This is a genomic window from Streptomyces sp. NPDC046805 (assembly GCF_040645355.1).
In the GTDB taxonomy this organism is placed as follows: Bacteria; Actinomycetota; Actinomycetes; order Streptomycetales; family Streptomycetaceae; genus Streptomyces.
In genome coordinates this window covers 1-16,954 of the sequence record NZ_JBEYYC010000037.1, presented here as the reverse complement: position 1 = coordinate 16,954, position 16,954 = coordinate 1, and the positions used below count along the sequence as shown (strand labels likewise).

15 protein-coding genes are annotated in these 16,954 nt (G+C 66.4%); 7 read left to right on the top strand and 8 right to left on the bottom strand.

Going from position 1 to position 16,954, the window contains the following annotated elements; translation table 11 throughout:
• Positions 1 to 184 precede the first annotated feature (184 nt).
• The gene (locus ABZ910_RS31065; protein ID WP_361371554.1) at positions 185 to 1,291 is read right to left on the bottom strand and encodes a hypothetical protein; all 1,107 of its coding nucleotides are present in this window, start codon (positions 1,289 to 1,291) and stop codon (positions 185 to 187) included.
• A 381-nt stretch (positions 1,292 to 1,672) separates the two neighbouring features.
• Between ABZ910_RS31065 and ABZ910_RS31060 the strand changes: the two genes are divergently transcribed.
• Together ABZ910_RS31060 and ABZ910_RS31055 are read left to right on the top strand one after the other, a co-directional pair.
• Positions 1,673 to 2,887, top strand: a complete 1,215-nt coding sequence (locus ABZ910_RS31060; RefSeq protein ID WP_361371551.1) for a hypothetical protein — start codon at positions 1,673 to 1,675, stop codon at positions 2,885 to 2,887.
• 257 nt (positions 2,888 to 3,144) lie between these two features.
• Complete coding sequence (locus ABZ910_RS31055) at positions 3,145 to 8,409, top strand: hypothetical protein (RefSeq protein ID WP_361371548.1); 5,265 nt, start codon at positions 3,145 to 3,147, stop codon at positions 8,407 to 8,409.
• Between the two features lie 660 nt (positions 8,410 to 9,069).
• Here ABZ910_RS31055 and ABZ910_RS31050 read toward each other — a convergent pair.
• The 3 genes from ABZ910_RS31050 to ABZ910_RS31040 all read right to left on the bottom strand — a co-directional run bounded on the left by ABZ910_RS31050 (position 9,070) and on the right by ABZ910_RS31040 (position 10,773).
• Positions 9,070 to 9,735 carry a hypothetical protein gene (locus ABZ910_RS31050; RefSeq protein ID WP_361371545.1) on the bottom strand — a complete coding sequence of 222 codons (666 nt, stop codon included), beginning with the start codon at positions 9,733 to 9,735 and terminating at the stop codon, positions 9,070 to 9,072.
• Between the two features lie 274 nt (positions 9,736 to 10,009).
• Positions 10,010 to 10,450: a DUF6415 family natural product biosynthesis protein gene (locus tag ABZ910_RS31045; protein ID WP_361371542.1), complete on the bottom strand. Its 441-nt coding sequence runs from the start codon at positions 10,448 to 10,450 to the stop codon at positions 10,010 to 10,012.
• 50 nt (positions 10,451 to 10,500) lie between these two features.
• Positions 10,501 to 10,773, bottom strand: coding sequence for a hypothetical protein (locus ABZ910_RS31040; RefSeq protein ID WP_361371539.1), 273 nt, complete (start codon positions 10,771 to 10,773; stop codon positions 10,501 to 10,503).
• 267 nt (positions 10,774 to 11,040) lie between these two features.
• On the opposite strand from ABZ910_RS31040, the gene ABZ910_RS31035 reads away from it, so the two are divergent.
• Genes ABZ910_RS31035 through ABZ910_RS31020 form a run of 4 tightly spaced genes read left to right on the top strand, consistent with a single transcriptional unit; the run spans position 11,041 to position 12,999 of the window.
• Positions 11,041 to 11,442, top strand: a complete 402-nt coding sequence (locus ABZ910_RS31035) for a hypothetical protein (RefSeq protein ID WP_361371536.1) — start codon at positions 11,041 to 11,043, stop codon at positions 11,440 to 11,442.
• Entirely contained in the window at positions 11,420 to 11,944 is a 525-nt protein-coding gene (locus ABZ910_RS31030; protein ID WP_361371533.1) for a DUF6879 family protein, read from the top strand. The genes ABZ910_RS31035 and ABZ910_RS31030 overlap by 23 nt, the downstream gene beginning before the upstream one ends.
• Before the next feature lie 6 nt (positions 11,945 to 11,950).
• Positions 11,951 to 12,805, top strand: coding sequence for a helix-turn-helix transcriptional regulator (locus ABZ910_RS31025; protein ID WP_361371530.1), 855 nt, complete (start codon positions 11,951 to 11,953; stop codon positions 12,803 to 12,805).
• Positions 12,806 to 12,816: 11 nt separating this feature from the next.
• Positions 12,817 to 12,999, top strand: a complete 183-nt coding sequence (locus ABZ910_RS31020; RefSeq protein WP_361371527.1) for a DUF397 domain-containing protein — start codon at positions 12,817 to 12,819, stop codon at positions 12,997 to 12,999.
• Positions 13,000 to 13,391: 392 nt separating this feature from the next.
• On the opposite strand, the gene ABZ910_RS31015 is transcribed toward ABZ910_RS31020, so the two are convergent.
• Positions 13,392 to 13,547 (bottom strand): hypothetical protein, encoded by a 156-nt coding sequence (locus ABZ910_RS31015; protein ID WP_361371524.1) that lies wholly within the window; start codon positions 13,545 to 13,547, stop codon positions 13,392 to 13,394.
• Positions 13,548 to 13,627: 80 nt separating this feature from the next.
• Positions 13,628 to 13,924, bottom strand: a complete 297-nt coding sequence (locus ABZ910_RS31010; protein ID WP_361371681.1) for a restriction endonuclease — start codon at positions 13,922 to 13,924, stop codon at positions 13,628 to 13,630.
• Between ABZ910_RS31010 and ABZ910_RS31005 the strand changes: the two genes are divergently transcribed.
• Positions 13,826 to 14,098, top strand: a complete 273-nt coding sequence (locus ABZ910_RS31005) for a hypothetical protein (protein WP_361371687.1) — start codon at positions 13,826 to 13,828, stop codon at positions 14,096 to 14,098. The two genes, ABZ910_RS31010 and ABZ910_RS31005, sit on opposite strands and share 99 nt — an antisense overlap.
• A gap of 1,055 nt (positions 14,099 to 15,153) precedes the next feature.
• On the opposite strand, the gene ABZ910_RS31000 is transcribed toward ABZ910_RS31005, so the two are convergent.
• On the bottom strand, positions 15,154 to 16,059 hold the full coding sequence (locus tag ABZ910_RS31000; RefSeq protein ID WP_361371521.1) for a hypothetical protein: 906 nt from the start codon (positions 16,057 to 16,059) through the stop codon (positions 15,154 to 15,156).
• Between the two features lie 108 nt (positions 16,060 to 16,167).
• Positions 16,168 to 16,521, bottom strand: coding sequence for a hypothetical protein (locus tag ABZ910_RS30995; protein WP_361371518.1), 354 nt, complete (start codon positions 16,519 to 16,521; stop codon positions 16,168 to 16,170).
• Between the last annotated feature and the right edge of the window lie 433 nt (positions 16,522 to 16,954).

The window sequence follows — 16,954 nt, the reverse complement described above, 5'->3', positions numbered from 1 at the left end:
TGTGGATGTCCTGGATCGCCTTGTTCACTGCCGGCTGGGCCGACTTCGACATGGCGTCCAGGAGGTTGGGTCTGTTGATGCGAGGCCTGAGCTCGTACCGGACGGACCCTGGTCCGGCTTCGGACTCCACGGCCTGAATCACCGCCGGGCCGCACCGGTGGCCGCAGCGAGCCGAATTGTGCCGTCACTGGCGCAGTTCGGTCGGGGCGTAACGAAGCTGGAAGGTGAGGGTGTGATCGCCGTCCAGCCAGTAGATTGTCATGGTTGACAGTACATTTCGCTTGATCCAGCGGGCCCGGTCGTTGACGGTTTCCTCCTGCGCCCGGATCCAGGACTCGACCTGCTCAGGCAGGCTGAATGTCATGGCGTAGGCACCGGGGCTCTCGGCCGGACGGACCTGCCACACCGGATGGGATGCGGTCTGCGGGAGCCTGCGCAGGTGCACGGTGTGGGTGGGGTGCCGACAGGCGTAGTCGACGAAGGCGTAGAGGTTCTCGGACGTCAGACCGAGGACGAAGGGGCCCGACGGAAAGGCGAGCACCAGCCCCGGCGTCTGCCGGCTGCTCAGGTTTTGGGCAATGTCGTCGAGCGGCTGTGTGACGCTCCGGGGCAGTACGGGCACGTCATCCCCGTCCATGAAGTAGCTGTAGTCGTCGACGACTTGGAGCAGTCGACGGCGCAGATGTGTGCGTAGCTGGTGTACCCGGGGCCGCTGCTTTGCCGGGAGCGGGTCGAGTACCTCATGGACGCGCCGCGCTCGCGTCGACACCAGATTCCGCAGCCCCTCGAAGTCGGGCATGGACAGGTCGATGAGCGAGATCTGGTGGGCGAGTGCGTACTCCTGGGCGTCCCGGCTGAAGCCGGCGGTGGAGAAGATGGCGTAGCTGTAGTGGTAGCGCGGCCTGGGCCGGCTGGGGGCGGCTCCGTGTACCGAGGTCACTACGTTTTCGTTGACGTCGTGCACCACTCCGTGGCCGTTACGCACCGTCGGCAGCCCGACGTTCGTGCCGGTGAACTTTGCCTCCACGAAGAGCCTCACCGGGTGTGAAAATGGCGGTACGTAACGGAACTCCCCGAGCGCGTCGGCCTGGTGCCATGCTCCTCTGCCGCGCACGGCCATCCCATTGTGCCGCTGTTTGAGGACGCGGTATGCAGGGTTCTTCTCCTGATCGTGTGCCGCGGAGAGCAACTCGTAGCCGCTCGACCGCAGAAGCCAGGCAACGACCTCTTCCAGTAAGTATCCGCGCAGGACCCTCTCATGAACCATGCCCAGACTGTAGGGCGGGACCACGACGCCCCGCTCCGCTGTGTCGGCGACGGATGGGTCAGCTGCCCGTAGGTGATGAGGGAGGCGGCCTGACGTCGGCTTCTCGCCAGTGTGCGACTGCGGGCGTCTGCGAGAGGTGATGGCTCCAACAGCCGCACTGTTCTGCGTGTCCGCCCACGAATCCGTCCCCTGTGAAAATCCCAGACGTACAGAAACCAGAACTCAAAATCTGCGCCCTAAGTACCTTTATCTAATGCCGCTTCTCTTGGGCGGACGGGCAGGACACGCCGCCTTGCCAAGGCGTGACCTCCAGTGCCAGGATCCTTACCGCCTTGATGCTTCTCCCATCAGAGGGAAGCTTCTGCGTGATTCGCAAGTGATGAGATTCGGCAATGAGGGGGATGTGTGGATATCTATTATGTCGTCAGGTCGAAAGACGGAAAAAATGGGGCGGAAATTTTTCCCGACCATATGCTGCGGCGCCAGGAAGCGCTGTCGCTGATGCGGGCAGGAGTGCGGGATCGTATCGCACTGCAAGAAGCCCTTTCTTTAATCCGCCTGGGGGTGGCCAGCCACTTGCGTATCCCGAACGAGACTCATCTAGGGGACGCCGTGACACGCGCTGTCGCCTGTGCAGAAGCCATGGCGGTAGACAGGTCCGTCACCGTCGGACAGCAGTTGATCACAGCTGATCCCGAGCCGGGTAGTCCGCAGCATCTGGCCTGCGAGGCGGCCCGCGAACGGCACCGCTTGCTGCCCCCGGCTGCAGGCAATCTGGTGGGCGAGACGTACATCTCTCGTGGCTGGCCAAGCGGTGAAGAGTGCGCCCGACTGGCGCACAAGCTCATCTATGAAATGGGATATTCCCAAGCGCATGTCGCCCGTATCTTCGAAACCGTTGACGACTACGAGCGTCCTGCCGTGTGGACCCGGCAGGGTATCAATAGACTTCTCGGGGAAGACGACGGCGAGGAGAGATACCCTCGCTACCATTACAGGGAAAAATCTGGCGATGAGTCACGCCTCGAAGGGCGCACGCATCTTCTCGGTGCCTCTGTCAGTGCTATGGCGGTGCTTGGTGATGAAGGCGCGGAGGCAGCAGCGAAGACATTCGACGACTCCCTTGACACGCCTCACCACTTCGTACTTCCGGTCGACCCTCAGCATCCGGAGCGGGGCCTGGCCTATCTCGCCGCGCTGATCATGGACTTGGGTTGTGTCCGTACCCTCTACGTGACCAGCCCCGACACGGTCTTCTCCAGTCCCGCGCAGCGGCGGGTCATGTACGACCTAGCCCTCTTCCGGGGCGTACAGGTAGTCGAGAACGGCACCCGAATCGATGCCGTGGACGACAACCCTCACCACAACCGCCTTCTGCGCGAAGGCACAGAACTGTTTGCGGGCCTCCGAGTACGCGAAAACGCCACCATCGTGGAAGAAACCCGATCCCTCGCTCACGCCCGGCAGACAGCCGCCGGACTGCGCGACAAGGGCCTCTCGCTCCGGAAGATCGCCACCCGGCTTGATGAAGAGGCGATTCCGACACTCAGCCGCCAAGGAACCTGGAGCGCCAGCGCCGTCCAGAAACTGCTAAACCCAAAGCAGGAATCCGACCGATGAGGAGACGAGGGCGCGCGGAACGCTAGCGTAGAGCACTGGAACGACTGCGCCACCAGGCAGGCGTCACCCTCTCTCGACAGCCATAGATCGGCTCCGTGATCGCGTCACTTCACCACTCTGCAGGTCGCGATCGGTGCGGCGAAGCCTGCCCTTGAAGGTAGGAGTAGGATCGCGAGACTGCCGTCCGCAGCTGTAATGAAACCCGGAACTGCCCGGCGACCAGCGACGGTTGACCGAGGTTGGGGGTGGTTTGGGACATGGATGGGGCACGCCACGACGGGAAGGGGCGGAGCGAGCCCACTCCTGGAAATGACTGGCAGCGGCAGGTCCGGGAGCAGGCCGAGGGCATCGCTCAGCTCTTCATCGAGGCCGAGCGATTGGGGCAACCGGTCACCCGTGAACTCAAAGAGATCACCGAGGGGACCATCGCACCTGACTATCACGGCCGCACCCTGGTGGAGTTGCTGCAGAACGGCCATGACGCCCACCCCGCGGACCGGGCCGACGGTTTGGTCGAACTGGCCCTCTGTGCCGATGAGGGTGAGCACGGTGTGCTGTACGCAGCCAATGGCGGTCTGCCGCTGACCGGCGCCAATTTCGAAGCACTGTGCCGGATCGCTCGGTCGACCAAGAGTCCCGAGGACGGCATCGGCCACAAAGGAGTGGGGTTCAAGAGCGTCCTTCACCTCTGCGACAGCCCCGAGATTTTCAGCAAGGCCCATAGCTCGTCACAGGAGTTCGACGGGTTCCGCTTCCGGTTTGCGCAGTCCGCCGATTTCGACGTACTCGCCGCGCGCGTCGTCCCAGAACGCGCGGGTTTCGCACAGGAGTTGCGGGACAACGTCTCCGCCCTGCAGGTGCCAGTCGTCATCCCTACGGTTCCCGACGCGGTTGTGCCCTACGGGAGGCGGGGCTTTTCGACCGTCATCCGCCTTCCCTTGCGCTCGCCGGCGGCCCGGGAGGAAGCCGAGCGCCAACTGCATGCCCTGGCCCAGAGCGACGCGCCTTTTGAGCTCTTCCTGGACCGACTCGAGTCGATGACGTTGGTGCAACGTACAGATGGGGAGGAGAGGCGTCGCACCTTCGGCCGGAAGGTGACAACGCTGCATACCACGGATGGGCTGTGCGTCCAGGAGATCCTCCTCAGCCGTGGCTCCCAGTTCATCATGATCAGCGTGCAGGTGAGCGAAGCCATGGTGCACGACGCGATCGCATGCAGTCGGGCCGAGCGCACCATGAGTTCCGCGTGGGAGGCATGGCAAGGTGATGCCACCGTGAGCGTGGCAGTACCCGTGGACAAACCGCTCAAGGGCCGGATGTACACGTTCCTGCCTATGGGAGCGGGCACAAGGGCGCCATTCGGCGGATACCTGAATGCGCCGTTCTTCGCCGGCCTTGACCGCCGCACGCTCAACCATGACATCCCGTGGAACCGCATGCTGCTCGACCAGGCCGCCGCCGCGTGTGCGCGGGCAGCGCAACTAACATCCGATGGCACCCTGACGCTGCCCGACGACGTGCTGCTGGACCTTCTGTGCTGGTATGCCGACGCCGTGCCGCGCCTGGCGCAGGCGTTCACCGATGCGGGAGTTGACCTCGACAGCATCCCCTTCATCCCCGTTCTCGCTTCCAGTCAGGGGCGTACCTCACTAGACCGGGCCCGGCTGTGGAAGCCGGCCTCCACCACCCAGTTCACCCCGCAGGCCACCGCGCAGGCCGGTGTCGCCGACATCATCAGCCATGTCGGGGTCAACGCAACCCGCCTCTCCCGCCTGGAGACCCTCGCCAAACATCGAAAGTGTGACCTCAAGCCGCGACCACCGGAGTTGGCCGCCTGGGCCGAACGGTGTGCGATGGCCTTGGCCGAACAGCTCGCTACCCCCTCAGTCTGGGCCGACTTCTACGACGATCTCTCCAGGACCCTGCGCGCCGAGGACTGCGCAGATCACGCCCTCCTCCTCAGCAGCCACAACACGCTCGTGCGACCATCGACGCCGGGCGCCAAGGTCTTTTTCCCGCCCGAACTGCGGACTACGGCAACGGCGGCATCCTCCGCCCTGCCGGGCGGCCTCAGCACCCGCCTCCTCTTCCTGCACCCCGGCATCCCGGCGACGAACCCGGCGACCGGTCGCCCCCGGCCTGGGCGCGCGTGGCTGGAAGACAAGGGTTTGGTCCACAGCTACCGTGCCGAGTCCATCCTGGACCTGATCGCCGAGGCAATGGTCGAGGCCCAGGGGCAGCCGGAGTTGCTCTCCGCCTGCCTGGCTGCTGCTTTCCACGCCTGGCGCGACAGTGCGCCAGCCGCACCCGGCACACCCATCACCGCCAGCCTCCTGGTCCCCACCGAGGGCGGCTGGGTCCAGGCCGACCGGGCCGTCTTCGGCCCGCATTGGCCCGGTGCTGTGACCCGCCGGATTGACCATGCCCTGGACGGGCTCCTGCGGTCCCGCCGCACGCGGTGCCCCTCCCTGCAAGCTGTGCGAAGCAGCATCCTTGCTCCTCCGGCGCAGTTGTTTCCGGAGGCCGTGGAGTCGCTCGAGGACCTGCTGTGTTTTCTGGAGTGCTGCGGTGTTACGCACGGGCTTCCTCTCCAGGAACTCACCGCGCCGAGCCACGTGCCAGGCGCGCATCTGGCCGACCCTTCTTCCATGCCCTGGAGCTACGAATGGGGGCTGTCGCAGGAGGAGTTCCAGCAGTGGCTGGCATGCGTGGGACATCTGTCGCCCCGGCGGCCACACCCCCTGAGCTCCTACCAGCGGCGCACCCCGCTGTGCCGGATCCCGGGGCAGGAGGCGTTCGCCCGCCTCGACGACACCAGTCGCTGTCTGTATGCCGAGTTGATCACGTATGGGCTGCAGACCTGGCCCGAGACGGCGCTGAAGGTTCTCTTTACTGCCGGCAATGCCAAGATCGTGTGGCCTTCCCCGCTGGCCGGATTCCTCAGGTCGGCCTCGTGGTTCCCTCAGACCACACCCGGTCACCGCACCGCCGTGGTCTGCCGTCGCCTAGACGAGTCATGGTTGATGCCCGCCGGGACACGCGCCCCGGAATTCCTCAGCGCCCAGCCCGCCGCTCACAACGAGTTGCTCACTCAAGACGCCCTGCATCGGCTGCGATGGCTCGGCATCCGGCAGTGGAGAGATCCGGCATCCGCACCGGACCGTCTGCGCCACCTAGTGGCGCTGGTGCGGGACGTGCCAGCCACGCGCCATGCCCGTTCGGCGCATGCCTTCCGCAAGGCATACGAGGAAGCATGGGCTGATCTTCTGCCACGTGGCACAGAGCAGCCTGCAGCGGTGCCGCTCACGCTCGATGTTCTGGTTCAGCGCTCCGGAGCGCTGAACATCGCCGCCTCCGACGGCGCCGAGCACATCTACTTGCCCGACGCGCTCGGCTCCGCCCAATACGCCCTCCTCAAGCAAACCCCAGCACCTCTGCTCCCACTGCGCGACCTTGACCTGGCCGCACGCGTCGAGCAGTACCTCGCGCGCCACGGCGCGACCGCGCTCAGGCGTGCGAGCACCGCAGACGTACAGGTCACCGTGGATGACCTGCCCCTGGACCAGACCATGGGGCATGGATTGCTGGATACGGTCGGGCGCTGGCTGGTGCTGACCATGGTGGGACTTCTGGAACTGGCTCCGAAGCGAACACCGCGCGATCCGGCCCCGATCGCTCAAAAACTGACTGCAGTAAGGTACTTCGTCGCGGGCCGAGCTGAGACCCTCGTCGAGGGCCACCCGACCTCGTCTCCCGACCGGTCGCACTCCCTGGTCGTGACGGACGCGACAGGCGCGTGCATCGTCAGCGTCCCGGGCCCTGGGACGGGCTCCGGACCCTGGTCGTCGCTCCAGGCGGCCAGCACCGCCATTACTACCCTGTTGGACCTCCCGCACCTGGCCGACACCCTACGCCTGCATCTCATCGACCTCGCGCAGCGCTGCCCCGTGCCCCAGGATGTCACCCCCGCGGACGTCGCCCACGTTCTGGGCCTGGACCTGGCCGAACTCCACGCCCTGGCGCCCGGGTACGAGGCCGCAGGCGCCGACATCGGCCGACTGCTGCCGCTGCTGGTCTGCCTCGATGCCGACATGGCCGAGCAACTCAACCAGCAGCGCGACACCATTGCCACCCGGCAGGAACTCGTGGACTGGCTCACCGGACGTCTGCCCGATACCCGAGTCACTGCGGAGCACCTGCTCTCCCTCGCGGACACGGAGGATCTGCGTACCGCTCTTGAGGCTTTGCACATCAGCCTGCAGCAGGCCAACCGGCTCTGGCGCATCTACCAGTACCCGCTCCTGCACAGTACGGAAGGACACCGACGTCAGTTCAGTGCTTGGCTCCAGCGTAACCGGGGAGCGGTCGACGACCGACTTCGCGATGTCTTCACCCCGCTTTACCAGGCAGGAGAAGACCTCCGGCGCTACGTCGAACTGTCCGAGGCCCTCACCTGCCTCACCCCCGATCCCGCCTGGCTCGACGTCTACTGGGACCTCGATGAGAGCCTGCTCCAGGCGCACACAGACGCCTGGGTGACTGCGCACACGCCGCCCTCGGCCCCTTCGACACTGTTGCTCGCGCTGCCGTCAGTTGCTGAACTGCGCCACACCAACCGCGACCGCATCCGGCAATGGCTGGAGCAGCCCGAGATCCACTTCCCGGTTTCCCTCTCCGACGGCGCCGCGCCACAGCCCCGTAAGCTTCCCTCCTCACACAGGATCCTGAGGGCCCTCCAGGCCCACGGGCTGCTGGACTTCGAGGAACTGACTCCGCAGGTCACGGAGCGTTTCCTACGCCGGCTGGGCCTGTGGACCACCCAGGACAATGCGGTCGCATCAACCGTGGAAGAGGACGGATTCGCCCACGTCCCCCAGAAGGCGCCGACCGCGTTGCAGGTCACTGACAGCGCCACTTTGATCACGCCGGAGAGACTGCCGGCCTTCGCTGAGACATTTGCCCGCCAACTCGGAACGGTCCGGTCGACAGAGACGTTCGTTCCGGCTCCCCGCATGCCCCAGACCCCTCCGAAATCGCCAGTGGGTACGTCGCCGCACGTGTGGGTGAATTCAACTCCTTACGACACCGCCCGTGCCCAACAGATCGGCCTCATGGGCGAGATCGTGGCCGGAGCCTGGCTCCAGAACCAGTACGGTGTTCCGCTCGAGGAGAGCTGGGTCTCGGGATTCCGCAGCAAGGTCTTCAACGATGGACGAGGAGACGACGGACTGGGCTACGACTTCATGATCACCTCAGCAGATGCCCGCCACTATTTCGAAGTCAAGGCTTCAGAAGGCGACGACTATGAGTTCGAACTCGGCGTTTCACAAGTCAGCCGGGCACGCGCTCTGGAACCGGATGAGACATACACCATCCTGTACGTCTCCCACGTGACCGACGAAGTACGTCGCCTCCTCACGCGCCTGCCCAACCCTTTCACCCCGCAAGGCATGCGCGCGTACCAACTGGTAAGCGAGACACGACGACTCCGTTTTACTCCCACTGCACCACCAGACGCATGACCGGAAGGCCGCAGAGGTCTCCCGAGTCCCGAAGACCAAGCCGCCCTGGTCTGGAACGAGCAGGCCGCCGGGCTTGGCGTTGCGGCTCTACATCGACACGAAGGGCTCGGGCGGTGAACCCCGGTGACGTCCCACCACCGTCACATAGCCGTCAGGGTACGGAACAGGCTGCCACCACCCGCTTCCGCCGTCGATGGCGTCGTTGGCCCGGATGTTGCGCTGCACGATCCGCGGCCGGCGGGAGCGGTGCTCTCCGGTTCGGGCTGCGGTGCCTTCTGCGGTGCTTGGCCGATGGGTGCCGGGAGCAGAGGTGACGGCTCCATGTCCCTGCTGCTTGTGCTGCGTGTGGTGGAGCGGTGGCTGCGCACTCGGTGCGCTGTTGCCCTCTTCGGGCCTGGCCGCCCGGGCGGCGTCGTGATGGTGTTCGGGATCGTCCGGGCCGGGCGGCGGGTGGTGCCGGCGGGCCCTGCTCGTGCCGCCGTAGCGTGCCGGTCTGCCGTGGTCGGGCTCATGGTCGGCCGCCGTTCAGCCGAGATGCGGGTTTGAGGAGACCCTCAGCCCCGATTTCTCGAAGCCGTGCTCCGGCTTCATCCGCGTTCACCCGGCCGACGCGCCGGGCGGGCACGGTCGGGGGTGCTCGGGAGTGGCTGGCCGATGGGGCTATGCGGGGGGCAGGTCGTCGATGCTGATGATGGTGTAGGCGCGGAGTCTGCGGACCATTTGGGAGGCGAGGAACCAGCGCAGGCCCGGATGCCCGTAGGGGAGTGGGGTGTCGGTGGCGGGCAGGGCGTTGAGTCCGCTGTTGCCCCATTGGTAGGGGGTGCCGATCACCCCGTACAGCGGGGCGCTCTGCGCCAGGAACACCGTGGGTCGGCTGGCGAGGTGGGGGCACTGCCGGGCTGCGACCCGGGCGTGCTCGAGGCAGACGGGCGGTTGGGCGGTACGTACCACGGCGTCGTCGGGGCTTACCTCGTTCGGGCCGGCGAGGAAGATGACGCCGTGGCGGGTGCGGGCGGGCTGGGCGCAGACCTGGCAGCGCAGCTGTTCCATGCTTTCGCGTTGCCGGGAGGGGTGGACCATGCGCCAGCGCGGCCGCCCGGTGGGCAGGCCGTCCGTGCCGATGGCCTGGGAGCAGCGTCCCCACAGCACGCCGCGCAAGTCCCGGTCCTCGGGCAGTTCGTCCCAGTAGCCGAGCTGTAGGTGCCCGTCGGGGCCGTGGATGCCGCACAGCGATAAGTACAGGTCAGGGTGTTCGCCGTCGCGGCTGGTGATGTAGGGCACCAGCCGCACGTCGGGGCCCGCGGATCTGGTGGTGACGGAGCTCATCGGACGAGGCTTCCTATCGGTGTAAGGGGCGGGTGGACGACGTGGCAGGGGCGTCGGCCCCCGGGCACGACCTGTCCGGGTGGGGGCCCGAGGGCGGGCGTCTCGGGCTCGGGCTTCCTGCAGACCTGCAAGCTGCACGTGCAGCGGTGACGGCGAAAAGGCGGTGCGTCGCAGTCCTGAGGCCCGGAGGGGCGGGATTGGACGCGGCCCCGCCCCGGTGCAGCGCCACTACGGGGCCTGTGGCCGTTGGGCTCGGGTGCGGGCGCCGGGTTGTTCAGTGGCGGCGGACGGTGTTGGCGCACCGAGTGTGGATGCGGCCGGCTCCGGTGGCTTCGCCGGAGGGGCTGACGTGGCCGTACGGCAACGACTCCTCACCGCCTCTGACCGGCTGGTCGCAGGCCAGGCACATGACCACACCCGTCAGCGTCTCGTAGTGGTCGCACAACGCCGCAAGGGAGCGGGCCAGTTTCCGGGCGTGGACGACATCCCCGTGCCAGCGACCGGCGGTGGCGGCCAGCTTCCTGCGGGCCTCGCCGACGCAGGCGAGTGCGCAGTACCGGGGCACATCATCGGCGGGCAACTTCAGGGCCGCTTGCTCGACCCTCGGCGTGATCAACTCGATGTGACTGCGGAGCAGACCGGTCAGCGCCGTCAGTTCCTCTGCGTCTGGTGCTTCGACTCCGGGCCCGATCATCCGGCCGACGCTTGCCCGCATCCCGTCAACGTGCACCGGTTGCGTCCCGTCAGCCGTATCCACGATGCCGTTCACCGTTCGGTACCTGCCGTGCGGTGGATGGGGCAGGCGCAGGGCGGCAGCCGGGTGCCAAGAAATTCGAGTGCGGGTTCGAAACCATACGGGACGGTCACCGTGGCACGCGGCGGCGTGACGGTGCCGTCGCGGGTGACGGTGTAGACACGCATCCACATCTTCGCGTCTGGCGGGCGTTGCGAAGGCGGATCGCTGCGGTTCGTCACCTTGGTGCCCTCTTGGGTCGTGTTGGCGGGTACGCCGGTCGCACTGGGCTGTGCGGTCGTCATGGTCAAGGGATCCCTTCCGGCGACGGGCGCCCGGCCCTGGCGGGGGCACAGGGCCGGGCTCTCCTCTGTGTCGCCGGTTGGGGAGCCAGGACGCAGGTGGAGTTGCGTGTGGCCGTCCGGCGACTGATGACGACCGTAGGGCGGCTGTCACTCAACGCCCAAGGAACTTGCGCGAGTTTGCAGCAGACCGATTGACGGGCCCGTATGGCTCGTCGACCATCGACATGTCACGCAAACCTGAGCAAGGTTGAGGACAGGAGACGGACGATGAAGTTACGGTTCCTCGGCACCAACTCCACCAGCGGCGACTGCCCGACGCTGTATGCGACCGACCAGGACAGCTACATCGTCCAGGGCTGGCAGCTCTTCGCGAACGAGCTCCTGATGCAGCTCGAAATCCCCGAAGGCGAAACCGCGGTGGAGGTTCCGACCGAGCTGTTCGAGCATCTGAAGGAGGACGGACTGCGGGCCGTGGGCATCAAACGCTTCCAGGCCCCGGTCATGATCCTTACCCCGCAGGGTACGTGCGTCGTACAAGGCAAGGCGGTGACCGACCCAGAAGCCCTGGCCCAGATGGCGATCCCGCACTACGAAACCTGCGTCGAGGTACCGAAGCCGGCCATCACCGCCCTCCTGGAGGAACCCCATGGAGCTGATCTCCAGCGCTGAACGCAACCGGCTCTTCGAGCGCTTCCAACAGGACGCCTTCCACCTGGAGCTGCGGGACGACTACTCCGTACCAGGCGAAGAGGGACCGTTCCACAGCTGGCTCAAGGACAGCGACGCCGACTACTCATACCTTCAGCCATGGACCCAGCTCATGCAGCAGACAACCGGACGCGGCATGACGGTACGTCGCGTCCGGGTCGTGACAGAGCCACTGAGCCCCTACATCCAGTGGGAGCACGACACCACGCCGCTGAACGAGAAAGCCGGCGAGGACATTCGCTGGCTACCCCGCCACCTCCTCCCAAACGGCGTCACCTTCCCCTTCGACGCCAAGGACTGGTGGCTGTACGACAACCGTCAGTTGGCTGTGGGCCACTTCGATACGGACGGCCGCGTGCTCGGATCAGAACTCATCGACGACCCAGACACCGTCGCCGAGTGCATAGCCTTGCGAGACCAGCTGTGGACACACGCCATCCCCCACGCCGAGTACAAGCCCTGAACTTCCGTGAGCACACAAGTAGATGAGGCACTGCAAGCGCTCGGTGCCCGGCTGCGCGGCTTCCGTAAGGACGCTGGATTCCCGAGCGGCCGGGCCTTCGCGCATGCCGCCGCATGGCACGAGTCGAAAGTTTCACGCATCGAGCACGGCAAGCAGCGCCCGAGCGAGGACGACATCCGCCTCTGGTGCCAGATCACCGGGCAAGGCGAGCAACTGGGCGACCTGATTGCCATCGTCCGCCACGTCGATGAGCTGTGGCTCGAGTGGGGTCGGCAACTCCAGGCCGGGGCCGAGAAGCGCCAGCACAAAGCCATTCCCGTCTATGCGAGAACTAAGGTGTTCCGCGTCTGGCACCCCACGGTCGTATGGGGAACCCTCCAGACAACCGAGTACGCGGCCAAGGTCTTTGAGCAGGTCGTCAACTACTACGAGATCCCCGACGACTCCGAGGCAGCTGTGGCCAGGAGGCTGGAACGCCAGCAGTACCTCTACCAGGGCGAGAGGATCTTCAACGTCCTGCTCGGCGAACAGGCGCTTTACACCAACTTCGGCGGCCCGGACGTGATGAAAGGACAGCTCGACCGCCTCCTGGCGGTGATGCGGCTGCCCAGACTCAGCCTCGGCATCGTCCCCCGCTCGGCGCCTGCCGCGATCTGGCCCGGTAACTCGTTCTCAATGTTCGACAGCAAGCTCGTCCTCGTCGAGACCTACTCTGCAGAGCTGTCCGTTTCTCAGCCTCGAGAGATCGAGTTGTACGCCAAGGCCTTCGCCCTGCTTCAGCAGTCAGCCGTCTACGGCAATGCCGTCCGGGACATCATCTTCACTGCCATCCAGCACTTTGACCGGATGCCAACCGACTAGAAGGCCACGCCATGCCCGAGAAGCCCAACTGGCGCACCAGCTCATACACCTCACAGGACACCTGCGTGGAGGTCGCCGACAACAACTTGCACACGGTCATGGTGCGGGACACCAAGGACCGCGGCCGCGGAGTCGTCTGTGTTCTGCCGACAGCCTGGGCAGCCTTCGTGCGGTACGCAAAGCAACAGCAATAGTCCGGACAAGCTGGCCCTCGGTTATCCCCCTGAGGTGGCTCGCGATCTCCTTCTCCGTGAACGTCGGCGGCGCCGCTGGGTGGCTCGCCGCATGCACTGGGATGGAGTGGGCCCGCGCGGCGCTGGTCGGTGGCGGGGCCGCTGGCAGCACCATGACGCTCGTATTTGCCGGGGCCGCGGCCTATCGCAGATCGCGCCGTACGGCCCCAGGCGGGTCTGCAGGACGGGCTGCTACCACTCCCACGTCTTGCGGCGCATGCTTGGGGAGTCGGCGGAGGCCGGCCACTGGCAGGCGACCTGCGCGCCGTACTGGGTGGGGAACCACACCCGTAGCCGCCCCTCTGGGGCAGGGCGATGCGGTCGATGAGGCCTTCGGCGCGCAGCTTGGTCAGTCAGCGCTGGGTCTGCTCGATGCGCACCCGGGGTGCCATCCGGTCACCGCTGCCCGCGTCCACGTCCGTCATCGGCAGCCCGTTCTTCCCATACAGTGCGGCCCGTCCCATCCGACGCCGCGCGTACGAGTCGGACCAGCCGAGGCCCCCGACCACAGCTGCGACCGTGAAGATCCGACCACGGTCACGAATACCGCTCCCGACCACAGTCGATGTACCGATTCGAGGGTTAGGGGTCAGTCGAGTGCGAGAGGGGTGCCCTGGCTCCACTGCCTCAGATCGCGCCCGTCCATGATCCGGATGCCGACCTGTTGGGCGTACTCTGCAGCGGCTCGGGTGAAATCCGTCGTAGTCACGACGAGCCCTACATCGGCATCGTGCACGGCTTGGAAAGTCCCTCCGAATCGCTGCAGTTCCGGGGAAGAGACCCGGCGATGAGCGTAGTTCTTGCATTGCACGACAACCCGTCGGCCTCCTGCGGTCAGGGCGACAACGTCTGCGCCCAGGTCCCCGGGGGCACCGGTGACCTGCACCGCTGTGAAGCCGTCGCGTTCCAGGAGCTGGGCGACGCGCTGCTCGAGTTGCCGACCGGCGTCAGCGGGGGCACCAGTGCGTGGTTCTGCCCGGGCCAGCCGGTGCGCGGCAAGTTCTCGTCCCACCCTCCACATCCACGCCTGGTGCGCTTCACGCGCCTCTCGATCTCGTGAGGCTTGAAGAGCCCGCTCACGATCCCGTCGCAACGCCCACATCTCGTCGCGTTGCAACTGCTCTTTGGCTCTGGCCAGTTCTGCAGAGGCTCTGCGGGCCTGCGCCCGCTGTTGGACCAACTGGCGCTGCATTTGCCTGCGCTTCCTCTTGCTCGCGCGCAACGGCCTCACGGTACTGAAGTTCGGCATACCTCTCGAGGGATGCCGCTGCGTATGCCGCCTGCCTGTGGACTTCATGTAAGAGAGCCCTGTCCCAAGCCCTCACCTCGGCGAGAGCACCTTTGTCACGGCGTGCCAGGTCCCATACGCGCCGGGCTTCTTCACGGCTCAGTGGTGCATCCGCCCTGCAACGGATTTCTGTCTCTGACAGGTGCGCGCAAGTTTCGGCCAGGGCGGCGTATTTGCCGGGCAGGTCCCGCCCGCGCCACCAACTCCACAGACCCATGGCTACAGAAACGAGGGCCATCAGTAGAAGAAGCGCGTTCTCGTAAAACCAGGCCGCTGCCAACAGCAAAGGTCCAGCTGCGATGAACTGGTGGCGCATGCTGTAGACGGCTCTCAAAACCATGCGCGCAGCGTACGCAGATGTGTTCTTCCCCAGTAGGGGTACCGGTTCTTGCAGGCCCACGAGCGGGTACCGCGTCGCGCATGGGATCCAAGCAGCGCGCGGCAGGCGGCAGTGCAGGGCTTCGAACCGGGGCGGTTCACAGCGACCTGTGCGCGCTGCCTGGGAAGGGACTGTGCAGCCCTCGAGCAAGGGCTGGCCATGCGTGGCCGGGTCTGTGGTCGGACCGACCACGGCCCTGGCCACGGGCAGGCGAGCCACGGTGTTCACGTCTGCGTTGCTTTGCCGGCAGTCGACTTGCCGCGCGGGCGGGTAGAAATAGCGATGGCCGGTTCCGCGGAGCCTTGGAGGGTTCGCGGGGGAGGGGTGGCTGGCCTCTCCATACCGGCCATCGTGCGGTGGTCTGGTCCGCCGGGAGTTCGTCGTTCCCTTTAACCAGAGGCCGCGGGTCTACGGTATCCCGCCTGCGGCGCGGTAGGTCGCGTCGCGGTCAGGAGGGTGAGGAGCGGCGGGCGGCCAGGTCCTCGAGGCGGGAGCGTTTCCAGCGCTGCTGACGGGGTCGGCCGGCGCTGCCGCGTCGGTAGGCGTATCCGTCGGGCTGCTCGAGGTCGGGCAGGAGCCCGTGCCCGAGGGCGCTGATGAAGCTGTCGGCGTTGCTGTATCCGAGGATTTGGGCTGCTTCGGCGGCGCCGACGAGGTTCTCGTTGTCGTCCTGGTCGGCGGCTGGCAGTACACCGCGCTGGCGGGCGGCGGCGATGATGGTGGACCGGCGCCATTTCTTGCGGGCCCTGCCGCGGCTGCCTTCTTCCTTCTCCAGGGTGTCCGGCTCGGGCAGTTCGGGGATGCGCCCCTGGTAGAGGGCGCTGGAGAAGGAAGCGACGCTGCCGTAGCCGAGCAGGCTCGCGACTTCGGCTGTACCGAGCAACTCGTCGGGGTCCCCGTCGACGGGCACCGCGGGCAGCGCGGCGGCAGGGGCAGAGGCGCGCCGGCCCTTTCCGGGGCGGCTGGTTGCCCAGGCGACGATCGTGCCGCGGCGCCACTTCGGGCCGTCGATGTCCTCGTCGGGCTCGGGGAAGTATCCGGGCCGGTCGCGGAAGTAGACGTCGATGGTGGAGGTACGGGTGTAGCCCAGGAGCTTGGCCACCTCCCGCTTGGGCAGCAGCTCGTCCTGGTCGGCCTCGAGTACGGCGGCCGGCAGCGTGCGCTTCTTCGGGGCGCGCTGCGCGAAGAATGCCGCGACCTCGTCGTGGCGCCAGAACCGCTTGCGGCCCTCGGCGTGTGCGACCTCGGGGAAGCCGCTGTCCGGGTTGTTGCTCCACTCGCTGATCCGGGGTTTGCTCGTGCCGAACTCGGACACGATCTGCGCGGTGTCCACGAGCCGCTCGGCGGGAGACATCTGGGCCCCTTTGGAAGGATCGGCAAGGCGTGGTGGCGCCCGGTCGAGCGCGACAGGTTCGATAATGCCAAAACTGGTGTGTTCGTGTCCAGCGCAGCATGAGACCGGCTACAGATGTTCCTCGCCAAGAAGACAGACACCGAAGAGCGTGGCGCGCTCCTCCAGCTCCGTGTAGGCCACGGCGGCCGGCGCAGCATCCCACGTCGCGAACGCCAGCGCGGAGACCGCCTCACCGCGCGTCATCTCCGCCTCCCACGGAGCGCCCGCAGCAGCGCATCGCGCGGCGAGCTGGGCGTCGGACAGGTTCGCGGCCTCCCGGCGGATGCCGGACTGGACGTCGGCGACGCCCTCGCACCAGGCGCGGTGGCCCGTGGCGAGAAGGCCCTGCAGCGCGTCCCGGTCGCTGAAGTCCTGGGCGCGGGCGGCGAGGTCGAGAAGCAGGGCGGTGGGGTTCGTGTCCATGATCATCTCCGCCATCCACTGTAAGGGGGCGTGTGCCGGGCCATCAGGCGGTCCTCGACCGCCCGCCGTACGCGTCGATCGTGTCGCGGCCCCGGCCCATGTTCGCTGTGAACTGCAGCCACCGGCGAGCCAGTTGATGCTCTGCAACAGTGGGGAATTTGCCCCGTGGTATGGGGGCCATGGCTGCAGGCTAAGCCCACCTTCGTCCTCAGGCTGCCACTATGCCACCCACCCCTTTGGGCCTGCGAGGTCCTGAGACCGACACGTCTGTTGTCCACGTTGTCTTCCTGACCGCCCAATACCAGCAAGCCGTGCACACAAAGGCCGCCCCTGTGAGCTGGCGGATTCAAGGGGTCGTTGCAACACGCGGTTGTTTGATCAGGCCGTGAGTAGTTTATGCAGGCGCTCGGCTGGGGTTTCCCAGTCGAGCGTT

Excerpts from the sequence above, each read along its gene's own strand:
- ABZ910_RS31055 (WP_361371548.1), top strand. The coding sequence starts at position 3,145 with ATGGATGGGGCACGCCACGACGGGAAGGGGCGGAGCGAGCCCACTCCT.
- ABZ910_RS31050 (WP_361371545.1), bottom strand. The coding sequence starts at position 9,735 with ATGAGCTCCGTCACCACCAGATCCGCGGGCCCCGACGTGCGGCTGGTG.
- ABZ910_RS31045 (WP_361371542.1), bottom strand. The coding sequence starts at position 10,450 with ATGCGGGCAAGCGTCGGCCGGATGATCGGGCCCGGAGTCGAAGCACCA.
- ABZ910_RS31040 (WP_361371539.1), bottom strand. The coding sequence starts at position 10,773 with ATGACGACCGCACAGCCCAGTGCGACCGGCGTACCCGCCAACACGACC.
- ABZ910_RS31035 (WP_361371536.1), top strand. The coding sequence starts at position 11,041 with ATGAAGTTACGGTTCCTCGGCACCAACTCCACCAGCGGCGACTGCCCG.
- ABZ910_RS31030 (WP_361371533.1), top strand. The coding sequence starts at position 11,420 with ATGGAGCTGATCTCCAGCGCTGAACGCAACCGGCTCTTCGAGCGCTTC.
- ABZ910_RS31020 (WP_361371527.1), top strand. The coding sequence starts at position 12,817 with ATGCCCGAGAAGCCCAACTGGCGCACCAGCTCATACACCTCACAGGAC.
- ABZ910_RS31005 (WP_361371687.1), top strand. The coding sequence starts at position 13,826 with ATGAGCGTAGTTCTTGCATTGCACGACAACCCGTCGGCCTCCTGCGGT.
- ABZ910_RS31000 (WP_361371521.1), bottom strand. The coding sequence starts at position 16,059 with ATGTCTCCCGCCGAGCGGCTCGTGGACACCGCGCAGATCGTGTCCGAG.
- ABZ910_RS30995 (WP_361371518.1), bottom strand. The coding sequence starts at position 16,521 with ATGGACACGAACCCCACCGCCCTGCTTCTCGACCTCGCCGCCCGCGCC.